Below are 22,921 nucleotides of genomic sequence, written 5' to 3' on the forward strand. Positions count from 1 at the left end.
GCAGGACAGAACAATGAAATTCAGTGAACTGTGGTTACGCGAGTGGGTTAACCCGGCGATCGACAGCGAAGCGCTTTCCGATCAGATCACCATGGCGGGCCTCGAAGTGGACGGCGTTGAGCCGGTTGCCGGCAGCTTCAACGGCGTCGTTGTTGGTGAAGTCGTGGAGTGCGGTCAGCACCCGAACGCCGACAAACTGCGCGTCACTAAAGTCAACGTCGGCGGCGAACGCCTACTGGACATCGTCTGCGGCGCGCCAAACTGCCGTCAGGGGCTGAAAGTCGCCGTGGCGACCATCGGCGCCGTGCTGCCGGGCGATTTTAAAATCAAGGCTGCGAAGCTGCGCGGCGAACCGTCAGAAGGGATGCTGTGCTCCTTCTCCGAGCTGGGCATTTCCGACGATCATAGCGGAATTATCGAGCTGCCGGCGGATGCGCCGATCGGTACCGATATTCGCGAATACCTTAAGCTAGACGATAACACCATCGAGATCAGCGTCACCCCGAACCGCGCCGACTGCCTGGGCATCATCGGCGTCGCGCGCGACGTGGCCGTGTTGAACAAGGCGCCGCTGAACGCGCCGGAAATCACCCCGGTTGCCGCCACCATTGACGATGTGCTGCCGATTCAGGTTGACGCCCCGCAGGCGTGCCCGCGCTATCTGGGCCGCGTGGTGAAAGGCATCAACGTCAAAGCGCCGACGCCGCTGTGGATGAAAGAGAAACTGCGCCGCTGCGGGATCCGCTCCATCGACGCGGTGGTTGACGTGACCAACTATGTGCTGCTTGAGCTGGGCCAGCCGATGCACGCCTTTGACCGCGACCGTATCGAAGGCGGGATCGTGGTGCGCATGGCGAAAGAGGGCGAAACCCTGGTCCTGCTTGATGGCTCCGAAGCGAAGCTCGACAGCGATACCCTGGTCATTGCTGACCACAACAAAGCGCTGGCAATGGGCGGGATCTTCGGCGGGGAGCACTCCGGCGTTAACGACGAAACCCAGAACGTGCTGCTGGAGTGTGCCTTCTTCAGCCCGCTGTCTATCACCGGCCGCGCGCGCCGTCACGGCCTGCACACCGATGCCTCTCATCGCTATGAGCGCGGCGTCGATCCGGCCCTGCAGTATAAAGCGCTGGAGCGCGCCACGCGTCTGCTGATCGACCTCTGCGGCGGCGAAGCCGGCCCGGTGATCGACGTGACCAACGAAGAGACTCTGCCAAAACGCGCCACCATCACTCTGCGTCGTAGCAAACTGGATCGCCTGATTGGCCACCATATCGACGACGCGCAGGTCACCGACATTCTGCAGTGCCTCGGCTGCGAAGTGACGGTGGGCGAAGGCGAATGGCAGGCGGTGGCCCCGAGCTGGCGTTTCGACATGGAGATCGAAGAGGATCTGGTCGAGGAAGTGGCTCGCGTTTATGGCTACAACAACATTCCTGATGAGCCGGTGCAGGCGGGTCTGATCATGGGTACCCACCGTGAAGCCGATCTGTCGCTGAAGCGCGTGAAAACGCTGCTGAATGACAAAGGCTATCAGGAAGTGATCACCTACAGCTTCGTCGACCCGAAAGTCCAGCAGCTGATCCACGCCGGTGAAGAGGCGCTGATCCTGCCAAGCCCGATCTCCAGCGAAATGTCGGCGATGCGCCTGTCGCTGTGGACTGGCCTGCTGGGGACCGTGGTCTACAACCAGAACCGTCAGCAGAGCCGGGTACGCATCTTTGAGAGTGGTCTGCGCTTTGTGCCGGACACCAATGCGCCGCTGGGCATTCGTCAGGATGTGATGCTAGCCGGGGCCATCTGCGGCAACCGCTACGAAGAGCACTGGACACTGGCGAAAGAGACGGTCGATTTCTATGATCTGAAAGGCGATCTGGAAGCCGTTCTGGATTTAACCGGAAAATTAGCGGATATCGAATTCCGTGCTGAAGCGACCACCGCGCTGCATCCGGGGCAATCCGCAGCGATTTATCTTAAAGGTGAACGCATTGGTTTCATTGGGGTTGTTCATCCTGAGCTGGAACGTAAACTGGATCTGAACGGTCGCACTCTGGTGTTTGAACTGGAGTGGAACAAGCTCGCAGACCGCGTGGTGCCTCAGGCGCGCGATATTTCCCGCTTCCCGGCGAACCGTCGCGACATCGCGGTGCTGGTCGCGGAAAACGTGGCTGCCGCCGATGTTTTAGCCGAATGTAAGAAAGTTGGCGTAAATCAGGTAGTTGGCGTAAACTTATTTGACGTGTACCGTGGTAAAGGTGTGGCGGAAGGGTATAAGAGCCTTGCGATTAGCCTGATCCTGCAGGATACCAGCCGTACACTCGAAGAAGAGGAGATTGCCGCTACCGTTGCCAGATGTGTAGAGGCATTAAAAGAGCGATTCCAGGCATCATTGAGGGATTGAACCTATGGCGCTTACAAAAGCTGAAATGTCAGAATATCTGTTTGATAAGCTTGGGCTTAGCAAGCGGGATGCCAAAGAACTGGTCGAGTTGTTTTTCGAAGAGATCCGTCGTGCTCTGGAAAACGGAGAACAGGTCAAACTCTCCGGGTTCGGCAACTTCGATTTGCGGGATAAAAACCAACGCCCGGGACGTAACCCGAAGACGGGGGAGGATATTCCCATTACAGCCCGGCGCGTGGTGACCTTCAGACCCGGTCAGAAGCTGAAAAGCCGTGTCGAAAACGCGTCGCCTAAAGACAAATAATCTGAACTAATTAAAAAGGCCGCATCGCGGCCTTTTTCTTTTCTGTCGAAACTTACGCTTTAACGGCAGTGAGCATGATCTCCACCAGGATTTCTGGTCGCGCCATCTCCGCCTGCACGGCCGCTCGCGCCGGGCTATGGCCGTCCGGCATCCACTCCACCCACGCCTCATTGAACGCAGCAAAGTCACGTTCGATATTTTTCAGCCAGATCTGCGCGGAGAGAATGTGCCGCTTATCGCTCCCGGCCTCCGCCAGCAGGGCGTCGATCTTCTCCAGCACTTCGCGGGTCTGCAAGGTGATCTCCTCCTCGTTGCTTTTCGGCGTCTGTCCGGAGAGGAACAGCAGATTGCCATACTCAACGCTGGCGGAAAGACGAGGTTGTGGATGATTGCGAATAATTGTCATGCGGTTTGTTTCCATGTGAGACCTTCTAAAGAAATGTCTGGCATCTGATTGTCGATTAACGCGCCCAGCACCACCGCGCTGCCGGCGGCGAGGGTAAAGCCGAGGCTTCCCTGGCCGAGGTTCATCCACAGGTTGGGGTAGCCGGCGCGTCCCAGCAGCGGTGGGCCGGCTGGCGTTGAGGGGCGCATGCCGGTCCAGGCTTCGGCCTTGTCCAACCCCTCGAGTTCGGGAAAGCTACGGGCGACGATGCTCTTCAGCGCCTGAATGCGGCTTTCGCGCAGTTCGTCGCCGTCGTAGCCGATGTCCACCATCGCTGCGATGCGCAACTGCTGGCCAAGGCGGGCATAGACAATTTTGTGCCCATAGTCGGTAACGCTGATGTCCGGCGCAATGCCCGTCTGTTGGGGATAGGGAAGGGTCAGGCTGTACCCCTTCAGGGCGCAGAGCGGCACGCGAACGCCCAGATGTCCCAGCAGCGGGCCGCTGCCGTTTCCGGCGGCGACGACATACTCATCGCCGGTGATGCTCCCGCGGCTGGTCTCCAGGGCGCTGACGCGTCCGCCGCGCTTAGTGAGCCGCAGCACCTCACAGTGGGTCAGCAGGCTGAAGCGGCTGCTGGCGGTGAGCTTGTCGAGCAGCGCAAGGCAAAACTGATGGCAATCCGCCGTTTCATCCCCCGGCGAATAAATGCCGCCCTGTAGCGAAGGGCTGATATGTTTTAGCGCCGGCTCCAGCCGCAGGCAGGCTTCAGCATTCAGCACCTGCTGATATTGAGGATCTATCCCTCTTGCCGCTTTAGTAAAATCGTATTCCCGGCGATGGATAATTAATTTTCCGCTGCGTCGCCAGTGAAAATCGGCAAGCCTATCCTCTTCCCGCCACGACTGCATAACCTGCCGGCTGAGCAGCGACAGACGCAATATATGGTCGCCGTTTATTTTATTGGTCTGGCTATTACAGGCGCGCAGGAACTGCAGCAGCCAGCGCCACTGCTGAAAAGAGATATTGAGACGCATATTGAGCGGCGAATCGGCTTTACCCATCCATTTCATCCCCTGCAGGGGAACGCCGCTGTCGGCAAGAGGAGCGACGTAGCGGTAACTTAATTGTCCACCGTTGGCAAAACTGGTGGCGCTGGCCGGTTCGCCATTGCGCTCCAGTAATTGCACCTGATGGCCGCGCTTAATCAGTTCCCAGGCCGTGGCCAGACCGACCACGCCGCCGCCGATAATGACAATGCGTTTGTTCATAACCCGATATATCCACCGCTGATCAATTTATCGGGTTATGTCAAAGCATTTACCCCAGCGGCGCAATTGACTTTTTATGGTCAGGGTATAACCGCAGGTTAATCTCCTTGAGCTGCTGGCGCAGGCGCTGGCAGAGAAAATCGACGAACTTTTGCGCCATCGGGCTCAGGGAAACGTCGGCCCGCCGTAACAGGCAGAGGTTAATCGCGATCGGCGGCGTGATGGGATGGATCATCTCGGGAGAAAGGTTGTGCTGGGCGGAAAAGATATCGGTAATGCTGCAGCCCATGCCGCGCTTCACGAACTCGGTAGCCATATAGTAGGTCTGGACGTTTAGCCGGGTAGTGGAAAAGTCGCGACGGGTGGCGATGGCGGCGGAGAGCGAATGCGGCCCCGGCGAGATCCATCGCTGCTGGTCGATCTCGCTGATGTCCACCGCACCCTGACGATAATGACGGTCGATATACACCAGCGGCACTTCGGCAATCAGGGTGGTAAGGATCTCTCCCTGCTGCACCGGCTGCAGCGTCAGCGCTAAATCTATCTCGCGTAAATCCAGTTTTCTAACCAGCGTCTCGGTGTGTTCAGTGGTGAGCGTCATTACCAGATTGCTGTTTTGTTGATAAAAATCGGTCACCAGCTCCGGTACCAGGCTTAACCCCAGGCTTGGCAGGCAGCCTAAGGTGATTTTAGCGCGCGGATCGCGGGCCAGGTTATCGGCCAGCAGGCGCAGGTTATCGAGGTCCTGATAAATAGTCTGCGCTTTTTCGAAAAGTGTGATCGCCTCGCTGGTCGGCAGCAGCTTGCCGCGCACCCGCTGAAAGAGGGTAAAGCCCAGCTTCAGCTCGGCGCTTTTTAACGCTTTGCTGGCCGCTGGCTGGGAGATATTGAGCGATTCCGCCGCCCGCGACAGAGAGCCGCAGGTCATGACGGCATAGAAGATTTCCAGATGACGCAGTTTCATGAACAGTTAACTCAGGGTTATAGCCTACCGATAAAAAGTCATTTTCTACTAACACTAAGTTAACATAAATTTAATCACCAATCAGCGCATTGGTTACATATTGTGCTGCTGGCCCCGCCTGATGGCGGAATAAAACGCTCTCAGAATCGTTTCCTTTGTACCCCACCAGACCCTCAGGCCGCGGCCAATAATGAAAAAGAGGGAGGATATTTTCTGAGCAGGCCCCAATACACCACCTGACCTTTACGGTCGGATTGATTGGCATTAAGGAGTGTTATGAGTGACTCAACGCTCGCAGGCAATACGCCTGTCAGACGAAATATCACGCGAAAAAACGTTATTACCGGTCTGTTATTGCTGCTGTTCGTGTTGATCGCGCTGTGGTGCCACGGTCGACCGGGCAGCGAGCTTGGCCTGCTGGGATTTACGCCGCTGGTGGCGTTAGCGATATTATCGCTGATCGGCGTCGATATTGTGCTGGCGGTCATCTCCTCGATTATTATCGCCATGATCATGACCTCGACCGGTCTGCCGGAAATGGGCGTGATGCTGGCGAAATCCACCGGGTCATTTATTGCCACCGTCGGGCTTATCATTATGCTCGGCGCCGGCGTGGGGGAGGTAGCCACCCGCACCGGCGCGGCGGTTGAGCTGGTGAAATTCGTGGTCCACCGTATTGGGCTGTCGAGCCAGACGCGGGTCAAGTTCGGCATTGTGGTGTCATCGATTTTAATTTGCGGTTCGCTGGGCACCATGGCCGGCGGCAACGCGATTATTGTCGCAGTGATTATCCCCGTAGCGGCGGCGGTACGCTTAACGCCGCCGACGGTGGCCGCGCTGATGATGACCGCCGGTTCCGTTGGACTCTTTACCGGGCCCTTCACCCCCAGCACCGTGACGATCCTCAGCCTTGGCGGACTGAGCTATCCGGATTATCTGCTGTATGTCGGCCTGCCGATGAGCGCCGTCACCCTGTTAGCCGGCTGGATCATGGCGGGACGGATCCAGAAGATGACCGAAGGCAAACTGCGCTATGAGGTCGATCTCTCGGAAAAGCCGCAAGAGGAACTTAACGCCGCGCAGCAGCGCCGGCGTAAATTAAGCGCGCTGGCTTTCGCCGCGACCATCATCGTGATGGCGGTGGTTGGAGTGGTGATTAAAGCCGGCTTTAGCTTTGCAATTATCGTCATGCTGCTGGTGGCGCTGATGACCGGGCTGGTGGGCGGCCTGCGGCCGACGCAGATCCTGCAGGCGCTCTATCACGGCTGCGGTCGTCTGGTGTGGATGTTTATTCTCTACTGGCTGTACAACCCGATCCTTGAGCTGATGGATGGCCTGCACGCCTATCAGGGGCTGCTGGAGTATACCCAGCCGTTGCTGGAGGGGATCTCCCCGGCCTGGCTGTGCTTTAGCATCTTCGCGTTCAATATTGTCGGCCATGTGCCTGGCGCGGCGGTGGCCCAGATGACCTTTACTCATAAAATCTTTGGCCCAATGCTGATGGCCGCCGGCGTGCCGCCGCAGGGGACCACCGCGGTGCTGCTGGCCTCGTCTCAGGTGGACTGGTTCGGGCCGTTCCCCTCATCGGACATGTTCGGCCAGATGGGGCTGGCGCAGTCTACTCATCTGAAATACATGCTCTATAACGGCTGGGCAATCGTGGTGGCGAACATCATTCTCTTCGCGCTGCTGTTTCAGATCCTGGTGTAAAGCGGGATGGTCGACGCGGGGGAGCCTCCTCCGCGTCGACGTTTGGCTGTGAGGTTTTCCTTTTCTCACCGCGACAGCCACCGTAAAATCAGCCTCTTGTTCCCAGTGCGTAATGGAATCTATGCTGACTCTCGCCCATCTCCAACAGCGCCGCAGCCGGCGTTGGCTCTTTGGTTTAACGCTGTTGCTGCTGGTCACCCTGCTGATCAGTCTGTGCGCGGGGGATCAATGGATCCCGCCCGGCGAGTGGTTCAGCGCCAAGGGGCATCTGTTTATCTGGCAGATCCGCCTGCCGCGGACCCTGGCGGTGCTGCTGGTGGGGGCGGCGCTGGCGCTCTCCGGGGCGATAATGCAGGCGCTGTTTGAAAATCCGCTGGCGGAACCGGGTCTGCTGGGCGTCTCCAACGGCGCGGGCGTCGGGCTGATTGCCGCCGTCCTGTTGGGCAAAGGCCTGTTACCAGGCTGGGCGCTTGGGCTGTGCGCGATCCTCGGCGCGCTGCTGATCACCTTTATTCTGCTGCGTTTCGCCCGCCGCCATCTTTCCACCAGCCGTCTGCTGCTGGCGGGGGTGGCGCTGGGCATCATCTGCAGCGCCCTGATGACCTGGGCGGTGTACTTCTCCACCTCTTTTGACCTGCGGCAGCTGATGTACTGGATGATGGGCGGGTTTGGCGGCGTCGACTGGCAGCAGCTGTGGCTGATGATAGCCCTCCTGCCGGTGCTCTGCTGGGTCTGTCTGCAGTCACAACCCCTGAATTTACTGGCGCTGGGCGAAGTCTCCGCCCGTCAGCTCGGGCTGCCGCTGTGGCTGTGGCGCAAGCTGCTGGTGGTGGCGACCGGCTGGATGGTCGGCGTGAGCGTGGCGCTGGCGGGGGCGATTGGCTTTATCGGCCTGGTGATCCCACACATTCTGCGGCTGTGCGGCTTGAGCGATCACCGGGTGTTGCTCCCGGCCTGCATGCTGGCGGGGGCAAGCGCTTTGCTGGGGGCGGATATTATCGCCCGGCTGGCGCTTTCCGCCGCTGAGCTGCCGATTGGCGTGGTGACGGCGACGCTGGGCGCGCCGGTCTTTATCTGGTTGCTGCTGCGCTCGCGGTGACGGGGATAGCGCGACGCCGTCTGCAGGGACGGCGCCGGCTCGGGCTTACCAGCCTTTGATCGCGTCGCCTTTGTAGACTTCCTTCGCTTTTTCCGCGACTTCACTGGTCTGGAAGGCGGCTTTCAGTTCCTGAATTTTCTTGCTGTCCTTGTTATCCTCGCGGGCGACGATCGCATTCACGTAAGGGGAATCCGGTCCCTCCATGAACAGGCCGTCGCGGGCGGCCGACAGGCCGGCCTGGGCGGAGAAGTTGGTGTTAATGATTGACAGGCTGACGTTCGGGTCATCCAGAGTACGAGTCAGCTGCGGGGTATCCACCTCCACAATTTTCAGCTGTTTTGGGTTGTCGATGATATCCAGCGTGGTGGGTAAATAGCCGACGCCCGGTTTCAGCTTGAGCAGTCCCTGCGCCTGAAGCAGCAGCAGGCTGCGGCCCAGGGTGGTGGTTTCATTAGAGATGGTCACTGTCGCCCCCTCAGGGAGCTCGCTGATATTTTTGATACGATGTGAATAGGCGGCGATAGGGAAGACAAAGGTTTTACCCACCACCGCGAATTTATAGCCGCGCTCCTTCGACTGCGCCTCAAGGTAAGGCAGGGTCTGGAAGGCGTTGGCATCCACATCTTTGTTGTTCAGCGCTTCGTTAGGCAGCACGTAATCATTGAAGGAGACCACTTCGACGTCGAGGTGATATTTATCCTTCGCTACCTGCTCCACTACTTTCCAGATGGCTTCGTCCGGCCCGGTATTGATAGCGACTTTCACTTTATTATCTTCATCCGGAGAGCAGGCGCTCAGCAGGGCGACAGAGGCGGCGATTAACGCCAGGCTAAACAACTTCTTCATCAATAAAACTCTCTTAAATTAACAAGTAACAAAACCATATTACATTCATGGAACACTGTACACGGAAATGGTTGCCTGCCCAATTGAGAGGATTTCATGTTGCCGACGGGCAGCGAAGCGCTGTTACATCATGCGACAACTCGCGGGGATTGGCAGTAGAATGGCGGGCGCTGAATCCGCTACAGTAGATAGGGATCACCTTCACCGGAAACCGGTTTATCCATTGAGGACAGGCTATGCAACATGACATTCTGAATACCGAAGTGACGACCATTGATGGCGAGAAAACCACCCTGGCATCCTTTGCCGGCAAGGTACTGCTGATCGTCAATGTGGCCTCCAAATGCGGCCTGACGCCGCAGTACGAGCAACTGGAGGACCTGCAAAAGCAGTTTGCCGGCGAGGGCTTCAGCGTCCTGGGCTTCCCCTGCAACCAGTTCCTCGGCCAGGAGCCGGGCAGTGAAGAAGAGATTAAGACCTTCTGCAGCACCACCTACGGCGTCACCTTCCCGCTGTTCAGCAAGATTGACGTCAACGGCGAACATCGCGCGCCGCTCTATCAAAAGCTGGTTGCCGCCGCGCCGAAGGCGGTGGCCCCGGAAGGCAGCGGTTTTTATGAGCGGATGGCCAGCAAGGGCCGGGCGCCGCTGTACGTGGACGACATTCTGTGGAATTTCGAAAAATTCCTCGTCGATCGCCAGGGCAACGTCATTCAGCGCTTCTCTCCGGACATGACGCCGGACGATCCGCAGCTGGTGGCGGCGATTAAAGGAGCGCTGGCGAAATAATGTCGTTTCTGATGCAGCTACAGGATGTAGAAGCGGCGGGGCGTTTGGCCCCGTTTTCTGCGGCCTTTCGCGCCGGGGAGATCGTCCACCTGGTGGGGCCTAACGGCGCAGGGAAGAGCACGCTGCTGGCCCGCATGGCGGGACTGTCCGACGGCCCCGGTACGATTCATTTTAACGGACGACGGCTTGACGAGTGGCCGGCGACGGAGCTGGCGCGCCGTCGCGGATATCTGTGTCAACACCAGACCCCGCCGTTCGCCATGCCGGTGTGGCACTACCTGGCGCTGCATATGCAGCAGCAGGGTGATAGCGCCCGTCTGAGCGATATCGCGGCCCGGCTTGGTCTGGACAATAAGCTGGGCCGTCCGGTCAATCAGCTGTCGGGCGGCGAGTGGCAGCGCGTGCGGCTGGCGGCAGTGATCCTGCAGATCGATCCCTTAAGCAATCCCATGGGTCAACTGCTGCTGCTGGATGAGCCGATGAACAGTCTGGATGTGGCCCAGCAGGCGGCGCTGGATCGGCTGTTACGCGAGCTAAGCGCGGCGGGAATTGCGGTGGTGATGAGCAGTCACGATCTCAACCACACTTTGCGCCATGCCGGACAGAGCTGGCTGCTCTGCCAGGGGGAAGCCATCGCCTGCGGGGAGACCGCCGAGGTGCTGAATGAGGAAAATTTAACCGCCGCCTATGCGATCCCGTTCCAGCGCGTGGAGGTGGCCGGTCATATTATGCTCATCGCGTCACAGTAGCACGCAGTTATCTTGTCACTATATTGATAAACAAGCTAAATTATTGCGATAAAGAGACTAGGGACAGAGGGATCATCTGAAATGCGCTTCTGGTTCATGTTGGCGGCGGCGTTAATTTTAGCCGGCTGCAGCAGCCATCGGGCACCGCCGCCGAATCCTCGGCTGGCTGACTCCATTACGGTGGTGGCGAATCTGAACGAGCAGCTGCGCAGCTGGCGCGGCGCACCGTATCGCTACGGCGGCATGACGCCGCGCGGCGTCGACTGCTCCGGCTTTGTGGTGCGCACGTTTCGCGATAAATTTGCCCTCCAGCTGCCGCGCGAAACCCGCGAGCAGGCGGAAATCGGTACCCGGATTGATAAGCGCGATCTGCTGCCTGGCGATCTGGTGTTCTTCAAAACCGGCTCAGGCGAAAGCGGCCTGCACGTCGGCATCTACGATACCGATAACCAGTTTATACATGCCTCCACCAGTCAGGGCGTCACCCGTTCCTCGCTGGATAACGTCTACTGGAACAAAAAGTTCTGGCAGGCGCGGCGTATCTGACGTCATTCAGCGGCCTGAGGGAAGCGAGCGCTTCCCTTTTTTATGCCGATAACCCTGCACTCCGCCCGTGTTAATCCGCTGTTCCAGGCACTACACTGGAGAGAGGAGGAACCATGACCCTTTCTTTTACCACCCACTGGCGGGATGAACTGCCGGACTTTTACACTTCCCTGTCACCAACGCCGCTGGATAACGCCCGACTCATCTGGCGCAACGCCCCGCTGGCGCAACAGCTGGGCGTCCCTGACGCGCTGTTTGCGCCTGAAAGCGGGGCCGGCGTCTGGGGCGGGGAAGCGCTGCTCCCGGGCATGTCCCCGCTGGCGCAGGTATACAGCGGCCATCAGTTTGGCGCCTGGGCCGGCCAGCTGGGCGACGGCCGCGGGATCCTGCTCGGCGAGCAGCAGCTGGCGGATGGCCGTCGTTACGACTGGCATCTGAAAGGCGCCGGCCTGACCCCCTATTCGCGGATGGGAGACGGCCGCGCCGTGCTGCGCTCGACGATCCGGGAGAGTCTGGCGTCAGAGGCGATGAACGCCCTGGGGATCCCGACGACGCGCGCCCTGGCGATGGTGACCAGCGATACGCCGGTCTACCGCGAGCGCGTGGAGCCTGGCGCGATGCTGATGCGGGTGGCCGAGAGCCATGTCCGCTTTGGCCATTTCGAACATTTTTACTATCGTCGCGAGCCGCAGAAGGTCCAGCAGCTGGCCGACTATGTCATTCGCCACCACTGGCCGCAGCTGCAGGATGAGGCGGACAAGTACCTGTTATGGTTCCGTGACGTTGTCACGCGTACCGCGCAGACCATCGCCAGCTGGCAAACCGTGGGCTTTGCCCATGGGGTGATGAATACCGACAACATGTCGATTCTCGGTTTGACCATCGACTACGGCCCGTATGGCTTCCTTGACGATTTTCAGCCGGACTTCATCTGCAACCATTCCGACTATCAGGGGCGCTACAGTTTTGAAAACCAGCCGGCGGTGGGGCTGTGGAATCTGCAGCGTCTGGCCCAGTCGCTGTCGCCGTTTATCAGCGCCGAAGCGCTGAATGCGACGCTGGATGAGTATCAGCACGCCTTGCTGACCGCCTATGGCCAGCGGATGCGCGACAAGCTTGGCCTGTTCAGCCAGCAGAAAGGGGATAACGACCTGCTCGACGGTCTGTTTGCCCTGATGATCCGCGAGAGAAGCGACTATACCCGAACGTTCCGCCTGCTGAGCCACAGCGAACAGCTCAGCGCCGCCTCGCCGCTGCGCGACGAGTTTATCGACCGTGCAGCTTTCCACAGCTGGTTCGCCGGATATCGCGCGCGGCTGCGTGATGAACAGGTGGGGGATGCCCAGCGCCAGCAGCGGATGCAGGGCGTCAACCCGGCGCTGGTATTACGTAACTGGCTGGCGCAGCGGGCCATCGAGCAGGCTGAGGCTGGCGATATGGGGGAGCTGGAGCGTCTGCATGCCGCGCTGGCCGATCCCTTCACCGATCGCGAGGACGACTACGTCCGCCGGCCGCCAGACTGGGGGAAACGTCTGGAAGTCAGCTGCTCGAGCTAACTCGCCTCGCCCCGCGCACCGCGGGGCGACTATTTGGTCAGGATTAACTTCCCGGCGTGGGTCTGGCGCAGCAGATAGCGCTGGCCGCCATGCTCAATGACTACCCGGCCTTCGCTGCCTAACAGAACCCGACTGCTGATCTGTCTGTCCGTCGCCACGGGATAGGGGGCATTGTCTTTTGGTTTTTCAGCTGTGGCAGTGTTATCCATACGCGTCATAGCTCTCAAAATAAAAATCAAAGCAACAATGATAATCATTATCAATAATGTTGTTTTTGACGGCAAGCGTTATTTCTCGTGTTACCGAATTTGGTAGGGAATGTCAGAAGGGGGGCGCCCACCGCATGCGCGGCGGGCGGAGCGGTCACAGACGGGTGGCCGTGGCGGCCGCCAGCTCACTCAATAAACGTTCGCTGTCTTCCCAGCTCAGGCAGGGATCGGTGATCGACTGGCCCCAGGCCAGCGGCTGGCCGGGAACCACTTTCTGGGTCCCTTCCTGCAGGAAGCTCTCCGCCATAATGCCGGCGATGGCGGTAGAGCCCGCGCGAATTTGCTGACAGATATCGGCGCACACCTCCAGCTGACGGCGATGCTGCTTCTGGCAGTTGCCATGGCTGAAGTCGACCACCAGCTGCTCCGGCAGATCGAATTCCCGCAGCGCCTCGCCGGCGGCGGCGATGTCCTCGGCGTGATAGTTCGGCCGTTTGCCGCCGCGCATAATGATATGCCCGAACGGGTTGCCGCTGGTCTGGTAAATCGTCATCTGCCCCTGCTTGTCCGGGGAGAGGAACATATGGCTGGCGCGGGAGGCGCGGATGGCGTCCACGGCGATGCGCGTATTGCCGTCGGTGCCGTTTTTAAACCCGACCGGGCAGGAGAGCGCCGAAGCCATTTCACGGTGGATCTGACTTTCAGTGGTGCGCGCCCCGATGGCTCCCCAGCTGATGAGATCGGCGATAAACTGACCGGTCACCATATCGAGAAACTCGGTGGCCGTCGGCACCCCCAGCTCATTGACCTGCAGCAGCAGGCGCCGTGCCAGCTCAATCCCGTGGTTGACCCGGTAGCTGCCGTTGAGGTCCGGATCGGAGATTAAGCCTTTCCAGCCCACCACAGTACGGGGTTTTTCAAAGTAGGTGCGCATCACGATCTCCAGCTGCGGCTGGTAGCGCTCGCGCATGGTCTGCAGGCGGCGGGCATACTCCATCGCCGCGTCGGTGTCGTGAATGGAGCAGGGGCCGATAATCACCAGCAGGCGGCGGTCTTCGCCGTTGAGGATTTTTTCAATTCGGCGACGGGAGGCCGAGACGTGGGCGGCCACGTCGGCCGTAACGGGATGGCGCTGGGCCAGCTCCGCGGGCGTTACCAGGCTTTCAATGCGCGCGGTACGCAATTCGTCTGTTTTATTCATTGGGGTCTCAAAAATCTGTTTCTTCGCCAGCGAAAATGCCGGGAAGTGATGCGCATCACGATAAACCAATCCCTGCTTATTGCAAGAGCAGGGCATGATCCTGTATAGGCCACGGGTGATAGCATAAACAAATTTTTAATAATGTACTAGTGTATTAGTACATCCTGCGATTCAGCCCCATGATGTCCATGATTTTTGTCGCTATTTCCTCAACGGAATAGTTGGTGCTGTTCAGGCAGGGGATTTTATTCTTGCGATACAGCGCCTCCACTTCGGTCACTTCCATCCGACACTGGCGCAGCGAGGCGTAGCGGCTGTTCTCCCGGCGCTCCTCGCGGATCGCCGCCAGACGTTCCGGATTGATGGTCAGGCCGAACATCTTATGCTGCAGGGGTTTCAGCGAGGCCGGCAGAACCAGATTGTCCATATCGTCGGCGATAAACGGATAGTTGGCGGCGCGAATGCCGTACTGCATGGCGAGGTACAGACTGGTGGGCGTCTTGCCGCAGCGCGACACGCCGAGGAGGATCACCTGCGCCTGGTCAAGGTTGCGCAGCGAGATGCCATCGTCATGGGCGAGGGTGTAATCGATGGCGGCGATACGCGCATCGTATTTGATCAGGTTCCCGGGGTTCAGGCCGTGGGTGCGGTGCGCCACCGGGGTCGGGTCGAGGTTGAGCTCCTGCTGCAGCGGGGCCACCAGCGCCTGAACGATATCCTGACAAAAGCCCTCGCTTTGCAGAATGATATCGCGGATCTCCGGAATGACGATGGAATAGAACACCAGCGGGCGGATGCCCGTTTGCTGATAAATCGCGTCAATCTGCTCTTTCACCGCCCGCGCACGGCTGATATTTTCCACAAACGGCAGGGTCACGCTGCTGATGGCGACCGGGAATTGCGACATGACGGCATGTCCCAGCACCTCCGCCGTAATGGCGGTACCGTCAGAAATATAAAATACGTGGCGATCTACAGCACTTTCCATTTTGACCATCCGGTATAATGAGTTTAATTGCCTGAAAGCGGATATTAAATTTAAGCATATCCCTGTTTGATTTGTCTCTTGTTAAAATTGAAACACTATTTTTGTTTTTTATGAAAAGGGTGGTTCATTTTCTTTTTTTTGCCGTTATTTCCAGCGTTTCTCGTCATAATTCCTAAAAATCATCAAGTTATCTATATCAGAGGAACAGTCCGAAAAAAGAAAAAATAATTTGCTTGAACGATTCACCGTTTTTTTCAGCACCATAAATATGTCAGGATAATCTTGCAGTCGATCGTGAAATTTTTTTCACTGGTATTAAATCACAAAAGGATTGTCTCGATGTCCAACAATGGCTCGTCACCGCTGGTGCTTTGGTATAACCAACTCGGCATGAATGATGTAGACAGAGTTGGGGGCAAAAATGCCTCCCTTGGTGAAATGATTACGAATCTGTCCGGTATGGGTGTTTCCGTACCTAACGGGTTTGCCACCACCGCTGATGCTTTCAACCAGTTCCTGGACCAAAGCGGTGTTAACCAGCGCATCTATGCGCTGCTGGATGAAACCGACATTGACGACGTTTCCGCATTAGCGAAAGCGGGCGCGCAGATCCGACAGTGGATCATCGATACCCCCTTCCAGAGCGAACTGGAAAACGCGATTCGCGATGCTTATGACCTGCTGTCCGCCGATGACGCCGAGGCCTCATTCGCCGTGCGCTCTTCCGCCACCGCGGAAGATATGCCGGACGCCTCCTTCGCCGGGCAGCAAGAGACATTCCTCAACGTGCAGGGCTTTGACGCCGTGCTCGTTGCCGTGAAGCACGTATTTGCTTCACTGTTTAACGATCGCGCGATCTCCTATCGCGTGCATCAGGGTTACGATCATCGCGGCGTGGCGCTCTCCGCCGGGGTGCAGAGGATGGTCCGCTCCGATCTGGCCTCCTCCGGCGTCATGTTCTCCATCGATACCGAATCCGGCTTTGACCAGGTGGTGTTTATCACCTCGGCGTGGGGTCTGGGCGAGATGGTGGTGCAGGGCGCGGTGAACCCGGACGAATTCTACGTCCACAAACCGACGCTGGCCGCTGGCCGCCCGGCGATCGTGCGCCGCACCATGGGCTCGAAAAAGATCCGCATGGTTTACGCGCCGACCCAGGAGCACGGCAAGCAGGTGCGTATCGAAGATGTGCCGCAGGCGCAGCGCGATATCTTCTCGTTAACCAACGAGGAGGTGCAGGAGCTGGCGAAGCAGGCGGTGCAGATCGAGAAGCACTACGGCCGTCCGATGGATATCGAGTGGGCGAAAGATGGCCACACCGGTAAGCTGTTTATCGTCCAGGCGCGTCCGGAAACCGTGCGTTCCTGCGGCCAGGTGATGGAGCGTTATACCCTCCACGCTCAGGGGCAGATCATCGCCGAAGGGCGCGCCATCGGCCATCGCATTGGCGCCGGTCCGGTGAAGGTGATCCACGATATCAGCGAGATGAACCGCATTGAGCCGGGCGACGTGCTGGTTACCGATATGACCGACCCGGACTGGGAACCGATCATGAAGAAAGCCTCGGCGATCGTCACCAACCGCGGCGGCCGTACCTGCCACGCGGCGATCATCGCCCGTGAGCTGGGTATTCCGGCGGTGGTCGGCTGCGGCGATGCCACCGATCGCATTCAGGAAAACCAGAACGTGACCGTCTCCTGCGCCGAAGGCGATACCGGCTATGTCTACGCCGAGCTGCTCGACTTCAGCGTCAAGAGCTCCAGCGTCGGCGACATGCCGGATCTGCCGCTGAAGGTGATGATGAACGTCGGCAACCCGGATCGCGCCTTCGACTTCGCCTGCCTGCCGAACGAAGGCGTGGGTCTGGCGCGGCTGGAGTTTATCATCAACCGCATGATTGGCGTGCACCCGCGCGCGCTGCTGGAGTTTGACGACCAGGAGCCGGGCCTGCAGAACGAAATCCGCGAGCTGATGAAAGGCTACGATTCGCCGAGAGAGTTCTACGTTGGCCGCCTGACCGAAGGGATCGCCACCCTCGGTGCCGCTTTCTATCCGAAACGGGTGATCGTGCGTCTGTCGGACTTCAAGTCGAACGAATACGCCAACCTGGTAGGCGGCGAGCGCTATGAGCCGGAAGAAGAGAACCCGATGCTCGGCTTCCGCGGTGCCGGACGCTACGTTTCCGAAAGCTTCCGCGACTGCTTCGCGCTGGAATGTGAAGCCATGAAGCGCGTGCGTAACGACATGGGGCTGACCAACGTTGAAGTGATGGTGCCGTTCGTCCGTACCGTTGCCCAGGCGAAAGCGGTGGTCGAAGAGCTGGAGCGTCAGGGGCTGAAGCGCGGCGAGAACGGGCTGAAGATCATTATGATGTGCGAGATCCCGTCGAACGCATTGCTGGCGGAGCAGTTCCTCGAATACTTCGACGGCTTCTCCATCGGTTCGAACGACATGACCCAGCTGGCGCTCGGTCTGGACCGCGACTCCGGCGTGGTCTCTGAGCTGTTTGATGAACGCAACGACGCGGTGAAAGCCCTGCTGTCGATGGCGATCCGCGCCGCGAAGCAGCAGGGTAAATACGTCGGCATCTGCGGCCAGGGGCCGTCTGACCATGAAGATTTTGCCGCCTGGCTGATGGAGGAGGGGATCGATAGCCTGTCCCTCAACCCGGACACCGTGGTGCAAACCTGGTTAGGTCTGGCGGAACTGAATAAATAAGTTCGCCCTGACAACACCGATCCCCGGCAGCGATGCCGGGGATTTTTTTTGCCTGTGTCAGAGCGCCAGGTGTCGTGAGCGCAGGACAAAAAAAAGCCCATCGTGGGAGATGGGCAAAGACTACACACAGCAATTCGTTGTTTCACTCAGGGGATTTCCATGCTTATAAATCAAGGTGTTGATTTATAACCGTGAGCTAATAGTAGGCAGCGGGGCCTTTGCCGTCGATCAGATTCCTCTCAATAGTTAAATTGTTGTGAAGGCCCTGAAGGTGAAACGCGGGTGAGGGGCCTACAAGTCTGGCGTTGAGCCGGCGATCAATAAATTTTGCTTAACAATTGTGCTGGCGGGGAAACAGGCGGGTCTCCCCGCCTGACAATGCACTACTTACGCCCGGCCTCCAGCTCGCTGAGCTCTTCGAGCACGACGTCGGGGTCTTTCGGCGGCGGCGGCACTTCGTGCACCCAGGCGTCATACAGGCGCCAGGAGACGGCCAGCAGCACCGGACCGATAAACAGACCGATCATGCCGAAGGCGATCAGGCCGCCAATGACGCCGGTAAGAATGAGGATCATCGGCAGGTCGGCGCCCATGCGGATAAGCACCGGGCGGATAACGTTGTCCATGGTGCCGACCACGCAGCTCCACACCAGCAGCACGGTGCCCCAGGTGGTGTCCCCGCTCCAGTAAAGCCAGATAATCGACGGCACCAGAACCAGCAAAGGCCCGAGCTGGACCAGACAGGTAAAGATCATCACCACGGTCAGCAGAGCGGCGTAGGGCACGCCGGAGATGGCAAGGCCGATACCGCCCAGCACCGCCTGGGTGAGGGCTGTCACCACCACGCCCAGCGCCACGGCGCGCACGGCCTGGCCGGCCAGCAGCACGGCGGCGTCACCGCGTTTAGCCGCCAGGCGCGTGGCGAAATAGCGGAAACCGTAGGCCACCTGCTCACCGCGCCAGTAGAGCAACGCGCTGAACAGCAGCATCAAACCGCAGTAGACCAGAAGCTTGCCGATGTGCGCCGCCTGACCGACAAACCAGCTGGTAGTGGTGCCAATATAGGGGCGAACCTTGGCCATAATCGCCGAGCCGCCCATATCCAGCAGGCCATGCCAGGCGGAGTAGAGCTTATCGCCCACCAGCGGCACGCTGTTGAGCCAGGCGAAATCCGGCAGCGTCACATTTCCGCTGCTGATGAGTTTGATCAGCGGAACGCTGTTATCCACCAGGCTGTTGACCAGCAGAGCGATAGGAATAACGAATAGCAAAAACAGCAGCAGGGTCATCGCCAGCACCGCCAGCATCCGTTTGCCGAACAGCACACGCTGCAGACGCAGCAGCACCGGCCAGGTGGCGATCACCACGGTGCCGGCCCAGGCGAAGGACAGAATAAACGGCTGCACAACCCACAGGCAGGATATGATAATCAGGGCCAGGAACAGCACCGACAGCAGTATTTGCGGTATGTCCCGAGGCTGATGGGGGTTAATCATAGATAAATTTTACCTTTCCAGTCGCGCCAAAAAGCTGGCGCCGCGTAAATCCATGTACTGATAATAATATCAATAATTTTGCCGGGCTGATTTTGCACAGAAAACACGTGGGCGCATATGAAAAAAATGTGATAAAAAGTTGAATGCGCTACGCAAACGTTTAGTTAGCACCAACACAATATTTTCAAACACAACATAGTCAGGCAGGGTCAAGTGTGATGATCCCACAAATTTCTCAGGCGCCAGGGGTAGTTCAGCTGGTGCTGAATTTTTTGCAGGTACTGGAGCAACAGGGTTTTACCGGCGATACCGCCACCAGCTATGCCGACAGGCTGACGATGGCCACCGACAACAGCGTCTATCAGCTGCTGCCGGATGCGGTCCTTTTTCCACGTTCCACGGCAGACGTCGCGCTACTGGCGCGCGTCGCCGCCGAACCACGCTTTAAATCGCTGATCTTCACCCCGCGCGGCGGCGGCACCGGCACTAACGGCCAGGCGCTGAACGGCGGAATTATCGTCGATATGTCCCGCTATATGAACCGCATTATCGAAATCAACCCCGAAGAGGGTTGGGTGCGCGTTGAAGCCGGAGTCATCAAAGATCAGCTGAATCAGTTTCTCAAGCCCTTTGGCTATTTCTTTTCCCCGGAGCTCTCCACCAGCAACCGCGCTACCCTGGGCGGGATGATTAACACCGACGCGTCCGGACAGGGATCGCTGGTGTACGGTAAGACGTCGGATCACGTGCTTGGCCTGCGGGCGGTGCTGATGGGCGGTGATATCCTCGATACCCAGGCGGTGCCGGTGGCGCTGGCGGAGACGCTGGGCAATACGCCCTCGACGATCGGCCGGATCTACAACACGGTCTACCAGCGCTGCAAGGCGCAGCGCGAGCTGATCATGGATAAGTTTCCCAAACTCAACCGCTTCCTCACCGGATACGATCTGCGCCACGTCTTTAACGATGAGATGAGCGAGTTCGACCTGACCCGAATTTTAACCGGTTCGGAAGGGACGCTGGCGTTTATCACCGAAGCGCGGCTGGATATTACCCGCCTGCCGAAGGTGCGCCGGCTGGTCAACGTCAAATATGACTCCTTTGACTCTGCGCTGCGTAATGCACCCTTTATGGTGGAAGCCAAGGCCCTGTCGGTGGAGACCGTCGACTCTAAGGTCCTCAATCTGGCGCGCGAGGATATCGTCTGGCACTCGGTGAACGAACTGATCACCGACGTACCGGATAAAGAGATGCTCGGGCTGAATATCGTCGAATTCGCCGGGGATGACGCGGCGCTGATTGACCAGCAGGTCACCACCCTGTGCCAGCGGCTGGACGAGCTGATGGCCCGCAGCGAGGCGGGAGTCATCGGCTGGCAGGTTTGTCACGATCTTGATGGCGTGGAGCGCATCTATGCCATGCGCAAGAAGGCGGTAGGCCTGTTGGGTAATGCTAAAGGTGCCGCCAAGCCGATCCCCTTTGCCGAGGATACCTGCGTCCCGCCCGAACACCTGGCGGATTATATCGTCGAGTTCCGCGCGCTGCTCGACAGCCACGGCCTGAGCTACGGCATGTTTGGCCACGTCGACGCCGGGGTGCTGCATGTGCGCCCGGCGCTGGACATGTGCGATCCGCAGCAGGAGGTGCTGATGAAGCAGATCTCCGACGATGTGGTGGCGCTGACGGCGAAGTATGGCGGCCTGCTGTGGGGCGAACATGGCAAAGGCTTTCGCGCGGAGTACAGCCCGGCCTTCTTTGGCGAGGCGCTGTACGGCGAACTTAGGAAGATCAAAGCGGTCTTCGATCCCGATAACCGCCTGAACCCAGGGAAAATCTGCCCTCCGGAAGGAGTCGACGCGCCGATGATGAAAGTCGACGCGGTGAAGCGTGGCACCTGGGATCGGCAGATCCCCATCGCGGTGCGCAGCAGCTGGCGCGGGGCGATGGAGTGTAATGGCAACGGGTTGTGCTTCAACTTTGACGTAAAAAGTCCGATGTGTCCGTCGATGAAAGTCAGCAACCAGCGCATCCACTCGCCGAAAGGGCGGGCGACGCTGGTGCGTGAATGGCTGCGTCTGCTGGCGGATCGCGGCGTCGATCCCAATCAGCTGGAGAAGGCGCTGCCGGAGCAGGGCGTTAGCCTGCGCTCGCTGGTGGCGCGCACCCGTAACAGCTGGCATGCGCGCAAAGGGGAATATGACTTCTCGCACGAGGTCAAAGAGGCGATGTCCGGCTGTCTGGCCTGCAAAGCCTGTTCGACCCAGTGCCCGATCAAAATCGATGTCCCGGAGTTCCGCTCGCGCTTCCTGCAGCTGTATCACAGCCGCTATCTGCGTCCGGTGCGGGATCATCTGGTGGCGTCGGTGGAGTCCTATGCGCCGCTGATGGCCCAGGCGCCGAAGACCTTTAACTTCTTCATTAACCAGCCGTGGCTGAAAAAGCTGTCGGAGAAGCATATCGGGATGGTCGATCTGCCGCTGCTCTCGGCGCCGTCGCTGAAGCAGCAGATGGCCGGCCACCGCTCCGCCAATATGACCCTTGAGCAGCTCGAAGCGCTGAGCGACGAGCAGAAGGCGAAGATGGTGCTGGTGGTGCAGGATCCCTTCACCAGCTATTACGACGCTCAGGTGGTGGCTGACTTTATCCGTCTGGTCGAGGCCTTAGGCTATCAGCCGGTGCTCCTGCCGTTCTCGCCGAACGGCAAGGCGCAGCATATTAAAGGATTCCTGACCCGCTTCGCGCGCACCGCGCAGAAAACGGCAGACTTCCTTAACCGCGTGGCGCAGTTGGGGATGCCGCTGGTCGGCGTCGATCCGGCGCTGGTGCTTTGCTACCGCGATGAATATAAGCAAACGCTCGGCGACAAGCGCGGCGATTTCCAGGTCATGCTGGTGCATGAGTGGTTGCCGAAGGCCCTGTCGACCGACGCCCGTCCCGATCTCGGCGGCGAGCCCTGGTACCTGTTCGGTCATTGTACGGAAGTGACCGCGCTGCCGGCGGCGACAAAGCAGTGGGCAGAGATTTTTGCCCACTTCGGCGCGAAGCTGGAAAACGTCAGCGTTGGGTGCTGCGGGATGGCAGGCACCTATGGTCATGAAGTGAAAAACCATGCCAACTCGCTGGCCATTTACGCGCTCTCCTGGCAGCAGGCGATGCAGCGGCTGCCGCGTAACCGCTGTCTGGTGACGGGCTACTCCTGCCGCAGCCAGGTGAAGCGCATTGAAGGCAGCGGCGTTCGCCACCCGCTGCAGGCGTTACTGGAGATAATCGGATGATTTGGAAACGTCAGACCACGCTGGAGCAGCTCAACCGGCTCGGTGAGGGAAACATGGTAGGGCTGTTGGATATTCGCTTTGAGACGTTTACCGACGATACGCTGGAGGCCACCATGCCGGTGGATGGCCGCACCCAGCAGCCGTTTGGTCTGCTGCACGGCGGGGCGTCGGTGGTGCTGGCGGAGACGCTGGGGTCGGTGGCGGGTTATCTGTGCAGCGAAGGCGAACAGAAGGTGGTGGGGCTGGAGGTTAACGCCAACCACATCCGTTCAGCGCGTGGGGGCCGGGTGCGGGGCGTGTGCAAAGCGCTGCACGTCGGGACTCGCCATCAGGTCTGGCAAATTGAAATCTTCGACGAACAGTCGCGATTGTGCTGTTCATCGCGGCTAACCACCGCGGTAATATAAACCGTAAG

General features: G+C 59.0%; 20 protein-coding genes and 1 other RNA gene. 11 read left to right on the forward strand and 10 right to left on the reverse strand.

Features of this window, described 5'->3' with window-relative positions; translation table 11 throughout:
- Positions 1-13 precede the first annotated feature (13 nt).
- Positions 14-2,401 carry a phenylalanine--tRNA ligase subunit beta gene (pheT, locus tag ABLV76_RS01600; RefSeq protein ID WP_348878144.1) on the forward strand — a complete coding sequence of 796 codons (2,388 nt, stop codon included), beginning with the start codon at positions 14-16 and terminating at the stop codon, positions 2,399-2,401.
- A gap of 4 nt (positions 2,402-2,405) precedes the next feature.
- Complete coding sequence (gene ihfA / locus ABLV76_RS01605; protein WP_002909098.1) at positions 2,406-2,705, forward strand: integration host factor subunit alpha; 300 nt, start codon at positions 2,406-2,408, stop codon at positions 2,703-2,705.
- A gap of 52 nt (positions 2,706-2,757) precedes the next feature.
- On the opposite strand, the gene ABLV76_RS01610 is transcribed toward ihfA, so the two are convergent.
- From ABLV76_RS01610 to ABLV76_RS01620, 3 genes are read right to left on the reverse strand one after another with little or no spacing between them, the layout of a single operon-like run.
- A complete protein-coding gene (locus tag ABLV76_RS01610; RefSeq protein ID WP_072140481.1) occupies positions 2,758-3,111 on the reverse strand; it encodes a RidA family protein in 354 nt (117 codons plus the stop codon).
- Positions 3,108-4,373 (reverse strand): D-amino acid dehydrogenase, encoded by a 1,266-nt coding sequence (locus ABLV76_RS01615; protein WP_323073592.1) that lies wholly within the window; start codon positions 4,371-4,373, stop codon positions 3,108-3,110. Before ABLV76_RS01615 ends, ABLV76_RS01610 begins: the two co-directional genes overlap by 4 nt.
- A 37-nt stretch (positions 4,374-4,410) precedes the next feature.
- Entirely contained in the window at positions 4,411-5,325 is a 915-nt protein-coding gene (locus ABLV76_RS01620) for a LysR family transcriptional regulator (protein ID WP_004203130.1), read from the reverse strand.
- Positions 5,326-5,601: 276 nt separating this feature from the next.
- Here ABLV76_RS01620 and ABLV76_RS01625 point away from each other — a divergent pair, with 276 nt between their 5' ends.
- Positions 5,602-7,035 (forward strand): gluconate:proton symporter, encoded by a 1,434-nt coding sequence (locus ABLV76_RS01625; protein ID WP_348878145.1) that lies wholly within the window; start codon positions 5,602-5,604, stop codon positions 7,033-7,035.
- A 121-nt stretch (positions 7,036-7,156) separates the two neighbouring features.
- Positions 7,157-8,134, forward strand: a complete 978-nt coding sequence (btuC, locus tag ABLV76_RS01630) for a vitamin B12 ABC transporter permease BtuC (protein ID WP_032456262.1) — start codon at positions 7,157-7,159, stop codon at positions 8,132-8,134.
- A gap of 45 nt (positions 8,135-8,179) precedes the next feature.
- On the opposite strand, the gene ABLV76_RS01635 is transcribed toward btuC, so the two are convergent.
- On the reverse strand, positions 8,180-8,980 hold the full coding sequence (locus ABLV76_RS01635) for a MetQ/NlpA family lipoprotein (protein ID WP_004203125.1): 801 nt from the start codon (positions 8,978-8,980) through the stop codon (positions 8,180-8,182).
- Between the two features lie 236 nt (positions 8,981-9,216).
- On the opposite strand from ABLV76_RS01635, the gene ABLV76_RS01640 reads away from it, so the two are divergent.
- The 4 genes from ABLV76_RS01640 (at position 9,217) to selO (ending at position 12,619) form a co-directional block, all read left to right on the forward strand.
- On the forward strand, positions 9,217-9,768 hold the full coding sequence (locus tag ABLV76_RS01640) for a glutathione peroxidase (RefSeq protein ID WP_004203124.1): 552 nt from the start codon (positions 9,217-9,219) through the stop codon (positions 9,766-9,768).
- Entirely contained in the window at positions 9,768-10,517 is a 750-nt protein-coding gene (gene btuD, locus ABLV76_RS01645; protein ID WP_043519798.1) for a vitamin B12 ABC transporter ATP-binding protein BtuD, read from the forward strand. Before ABLV76_RS01640 ends, btuD begins: the two co-directional genes overlap by 1 nt.
- 81 nt (positions 10,518-10,598) lie before the next feature.
- Entirely contained in the window at positions 10,599-11,063 is a 465-nt protein-coding gene (locus ABLV76_RS01650; RefSeq protein ID WP_002909082.1) for an NlpC/P60 family protein, read from the forward strand.
- A gap of 113 nt (positions 11,064-11,176) precedes the next feature.
- Positions 11,177-12,619, forward strand: a complete 1,443-nt coding sequence (selO, locus tag ABLV76_RS01655; RefSeq protein ID WP_348878146.1) for a protein adenylyltransferase SelO — start codon at positions 11,177-11,179, stop codon at positions 12,617-12,619.
- A 29-nt stretch (positions 12,620-12,648) separates the two neighbouring features.
- Here the strand turns inward: selO and hemP are convergent, their stop codons facing one another.
- From hemP to ABLV76_RS01675, 4 genes are all read right to left on the reverse strand, one after another.
- On the reverse strand, positions 12,649-12,828 hold the full coding sequence (hemP, locus tag ABLV76_RS01660) for a hemin uptake protein HemP (RefSeq protein WP_023290103.1): 180 nt from the start codon (positions 12,826-12,828) through the stop codon (positions 12,649-12,651).
- Between the two features lie 154 nt (positions 12,829-12,982).
- Entirely contained in the window at positions 12,983-14,029 is a 1,047-nt protein-coding gene (gene aroH / locus ABLV76_RS01665) for a 3-deoxy-7-phosphoheptulonate synthase AroH (protein ID WP_004203118.1), read from the reverse strand.
- A 154-nt stretch (positions 14,030-14,183) separates the two neighbouring features.
- Positions 14,184-15,017: a pyruvate, water dikinase regulatory protein gene (locus tag ABLV76_RS01670; RefSeq protein ID WP_002909061.1), complete on the reverse strand. Its 834-nt coding sequence runs from the start codon at positions 15,015-15,017 to the stop codon at positions 14,184-14,186.
- A 144-nt stretch (positions 15,018-15,161) separates the two neighbouring features.
- A complete protein-coding gene (locus ABLV76_RS01675; RefSeq protein WP_004203117.1) occupies positions 15,162-15,281 on the reverse strand; it encodes a hypothetical protein in 120 nt (39 codons plus the stop codon).
- Between the two features lie 75 nt (positions 15,282-15,356).
- Between ABLV76_RS01675 and ppsA the strand changes: the two genes are divergently transcribed.
- Complete coding sequence (ppsA, locus tag ABLV76_RS01680; RefSeq protein ID WP_218810856.1) at positions 15,357-17,735, forward strand: phosphoenolpyruvate synthase; 2,379 nt, start codon at positions 15,357-15,359, stop codon at positions 17,733-17,735.
- An 85-nt stretch (positions 17,736-17,820) separates the two neighbouring features.
- On the opposite strand, the gene rprA is transcribed toward ppsA, so the two are convergent.
- Together rprA and ydiK are read right to left on the reverse strand one after the other, a co-directional pair.
- Positions 17,821-17,928, reverse strand: an RNA gene (rprA, locus tag ABLV76_RS01685) — antisense sRNA RprA.
- A 190-nt stretch (positions 17,929-18,118) separates the two neighbouring features.
- A complete protein-coding gene (gene ydiK, locus ABLV76_RS01690) occupies positions 18,119-19,231 on the reverse strand; it encodes an AI-2E family transporter YdiK (RefSeq protein ID WP_004203114.1) in 1,113 nt (370 codons plus the stop codon).
- 218 nt (positions 19,232-19,449) lie between these two features.
- Here ydiK and ABLV76_RS01695 point away from each other — a divergent pair, with 218 nt between their 5' ends.
- Together ABLV76_RS01695 and menI are read left to right on the forward strand one after the other, a co-directional pair.
- Positions 19,450-22,506 (forward strand): FAD-binding and (Fe-S)-binding domain-containing protein, encoded by a 3,057-nt coding sequence (locus ABLV76_RS01695; protein ID WP_348878155.1) that lies wholly within the window; start codon positions 19,450-19,452, stop codon positions 22,504-22,506.
- Entirely contained in the window at positions 22,503-22,913 is a 411-nt protein-coding gene (gene menI, locus ABLV76_RS01700) for a 1,4-dihydroxy-2-naphthoyl-CoA hydrolase (protein ID WP_004203111.1), read from the forward strand. The genes ABLV76_RS01695 and menI overlap by 4 nt, the downstream gene beginning before the upstream one ends.
- The last annotated feature ends 8 nt before the right edge of the window (positions 22,914-22,921 follow it).

The organism is Klebsiella sp. GB_Kp047, assembly GCF_040065235.1.
In the GTDB taxonomy this organism is placed as follows: Bacteria; Pseudomonadota; Gammaproteobacteria; order Enterobacterales; family Enterobacteriaceae; genus Klebsiella; species Klebsiella quasipneumoniae.

Excerpts from the sequence above, each read along its gene's own strand:
- ihfA (WP_002909098.1), top strand. The coding sequence starts at position 2,406 with ATGGCGCTTACAAAAGCTGAAATGTCAGAATATCTGTTTGATAAGCTT.
- ppsA (WP_218810856.1), top strand. The coding sequence starts at position 15,357 with ATGTCCAACAATGGCTCGTCACCGCTGGTGCTTTGGTATAACCAACTC.
- ABLV76_RS01640 (WP_004203124.1), top strand. The coding sequence starts at position 9,217 with ATGCAACATGACATTCTGAATACCGAAGTGACGACCATTGATGGCGAG.
- aroH (WP_004203118.1), bottom strand. The coding sequence starts at position 14,029 with ATGAATAAAACAGACGAATTGCGTACCGCGCGCATTGAAAGCCTGGTA.
- ABLV76_RS01695 (WP_348878155.1), top strand. The coding sequence starts at position 19,450 with ATGATCCCACAAATTTCTCAGGCGCCAGGGGTAGTTCAGCTGGTGCTG.
- btuD (WP_043519798.1), top strand. The coding sequence starts at position 9,768 with ATGTCGTTTCTGATGCAGCTACAGGATGTAGAAGCGGCGGGGCGTTTG.
- hemP (WP_023290103.1), bottom strand. The coding sequence starts at position 12,828 with ATGGATAACACTGCCACAGCTGAAAAACCAAAAGACAATGCCCCCTAT.
- ABLV76_RS01620 (WP_004203130.1), bottom strand. The coding sequence starts at position 5,325 with ATGAAACTGCGTCATCTGGAAATCTTCTATGCCGTCATGACCTGCGGC.
- selO (WP_348878146.1), top strand. The coding sequence starts at position 11,177 with ATGACCCTTTCTTTTACCACCCACTGGCGGGATGAACTGCCGGACTTT.
- pheT (WP_348878144.1), top strand. The coding sequence starts at position 14 with ATGAAATTCAGTGAACTGTGGTTACGCGAGTGGGTTAACCCGGCGATC.
- btuC (WP_032456262.1), top strand. The coding sequence starts at position 7,157 with ATGCTGACTCTCGCCCATCTCCAACAGCGCCGCAGCCGGCGTTGGCTC.
- ABLV76_RS01650 (WP_002909082.1), top strand. The coding sequence starts at position 10,599 with ATGCGCTTCTGGTTCATGTTGGCGGCGGCGTTAATTTTAGCCGGCTGC.
- ABLV76_RS01625 (WP_348878145.1), top strand. The coding sequence starts at position 5,602 with ATGAGTGACTCAACGCTCGCAGGCAATACGCCTGTCAGACGAAATATC.
- ABLV76_RS01675 (WP_004203117.1), bottom strand. The coding sequence starts at position 15,281 with ATGGTGCTGAAAAAAACGGTGAATCGTTCAAGCAAATTATTTTTTCTT.
- menI (WP_004203111.1), top strand. The coding sequence starts at position 22,503 with ATGATTTGGAAACGTCAGACCACGCTGGAGCAGCTCAACCGGCTCGGT.
- ABLV76_RS01635 (WP_004203125.1), bottom strand. The coding sequence starts at position 8,980 with ATGAAGAAGTTGTTTAGCCTGGCGTTAATCGCCGCCTCTGTCGCCCTG.
- ABLV76_RS01670 (WP_002909061.1), bottom strand. The coding sequence starts at position 15,017 with ATGGAAAGTGCTGTAGATCGCCACGTATTTTATATTTCTGACGGTACC.
- ydiK (WP_004203114.1), bottom strand. The coding sequence starts at position 19,231 with ATGATTAACCCCCATCAGCCTCGGGACATACCGCAAATACTGCTGTCG.
- ABLV76_RS01610 (WP_072140481.1), bottom strand. The coding sequence starts at position 3,111 with ATGACAATTATTCGCAATCATCCACAACCTCGTCTTTCCGCCAGCGTT.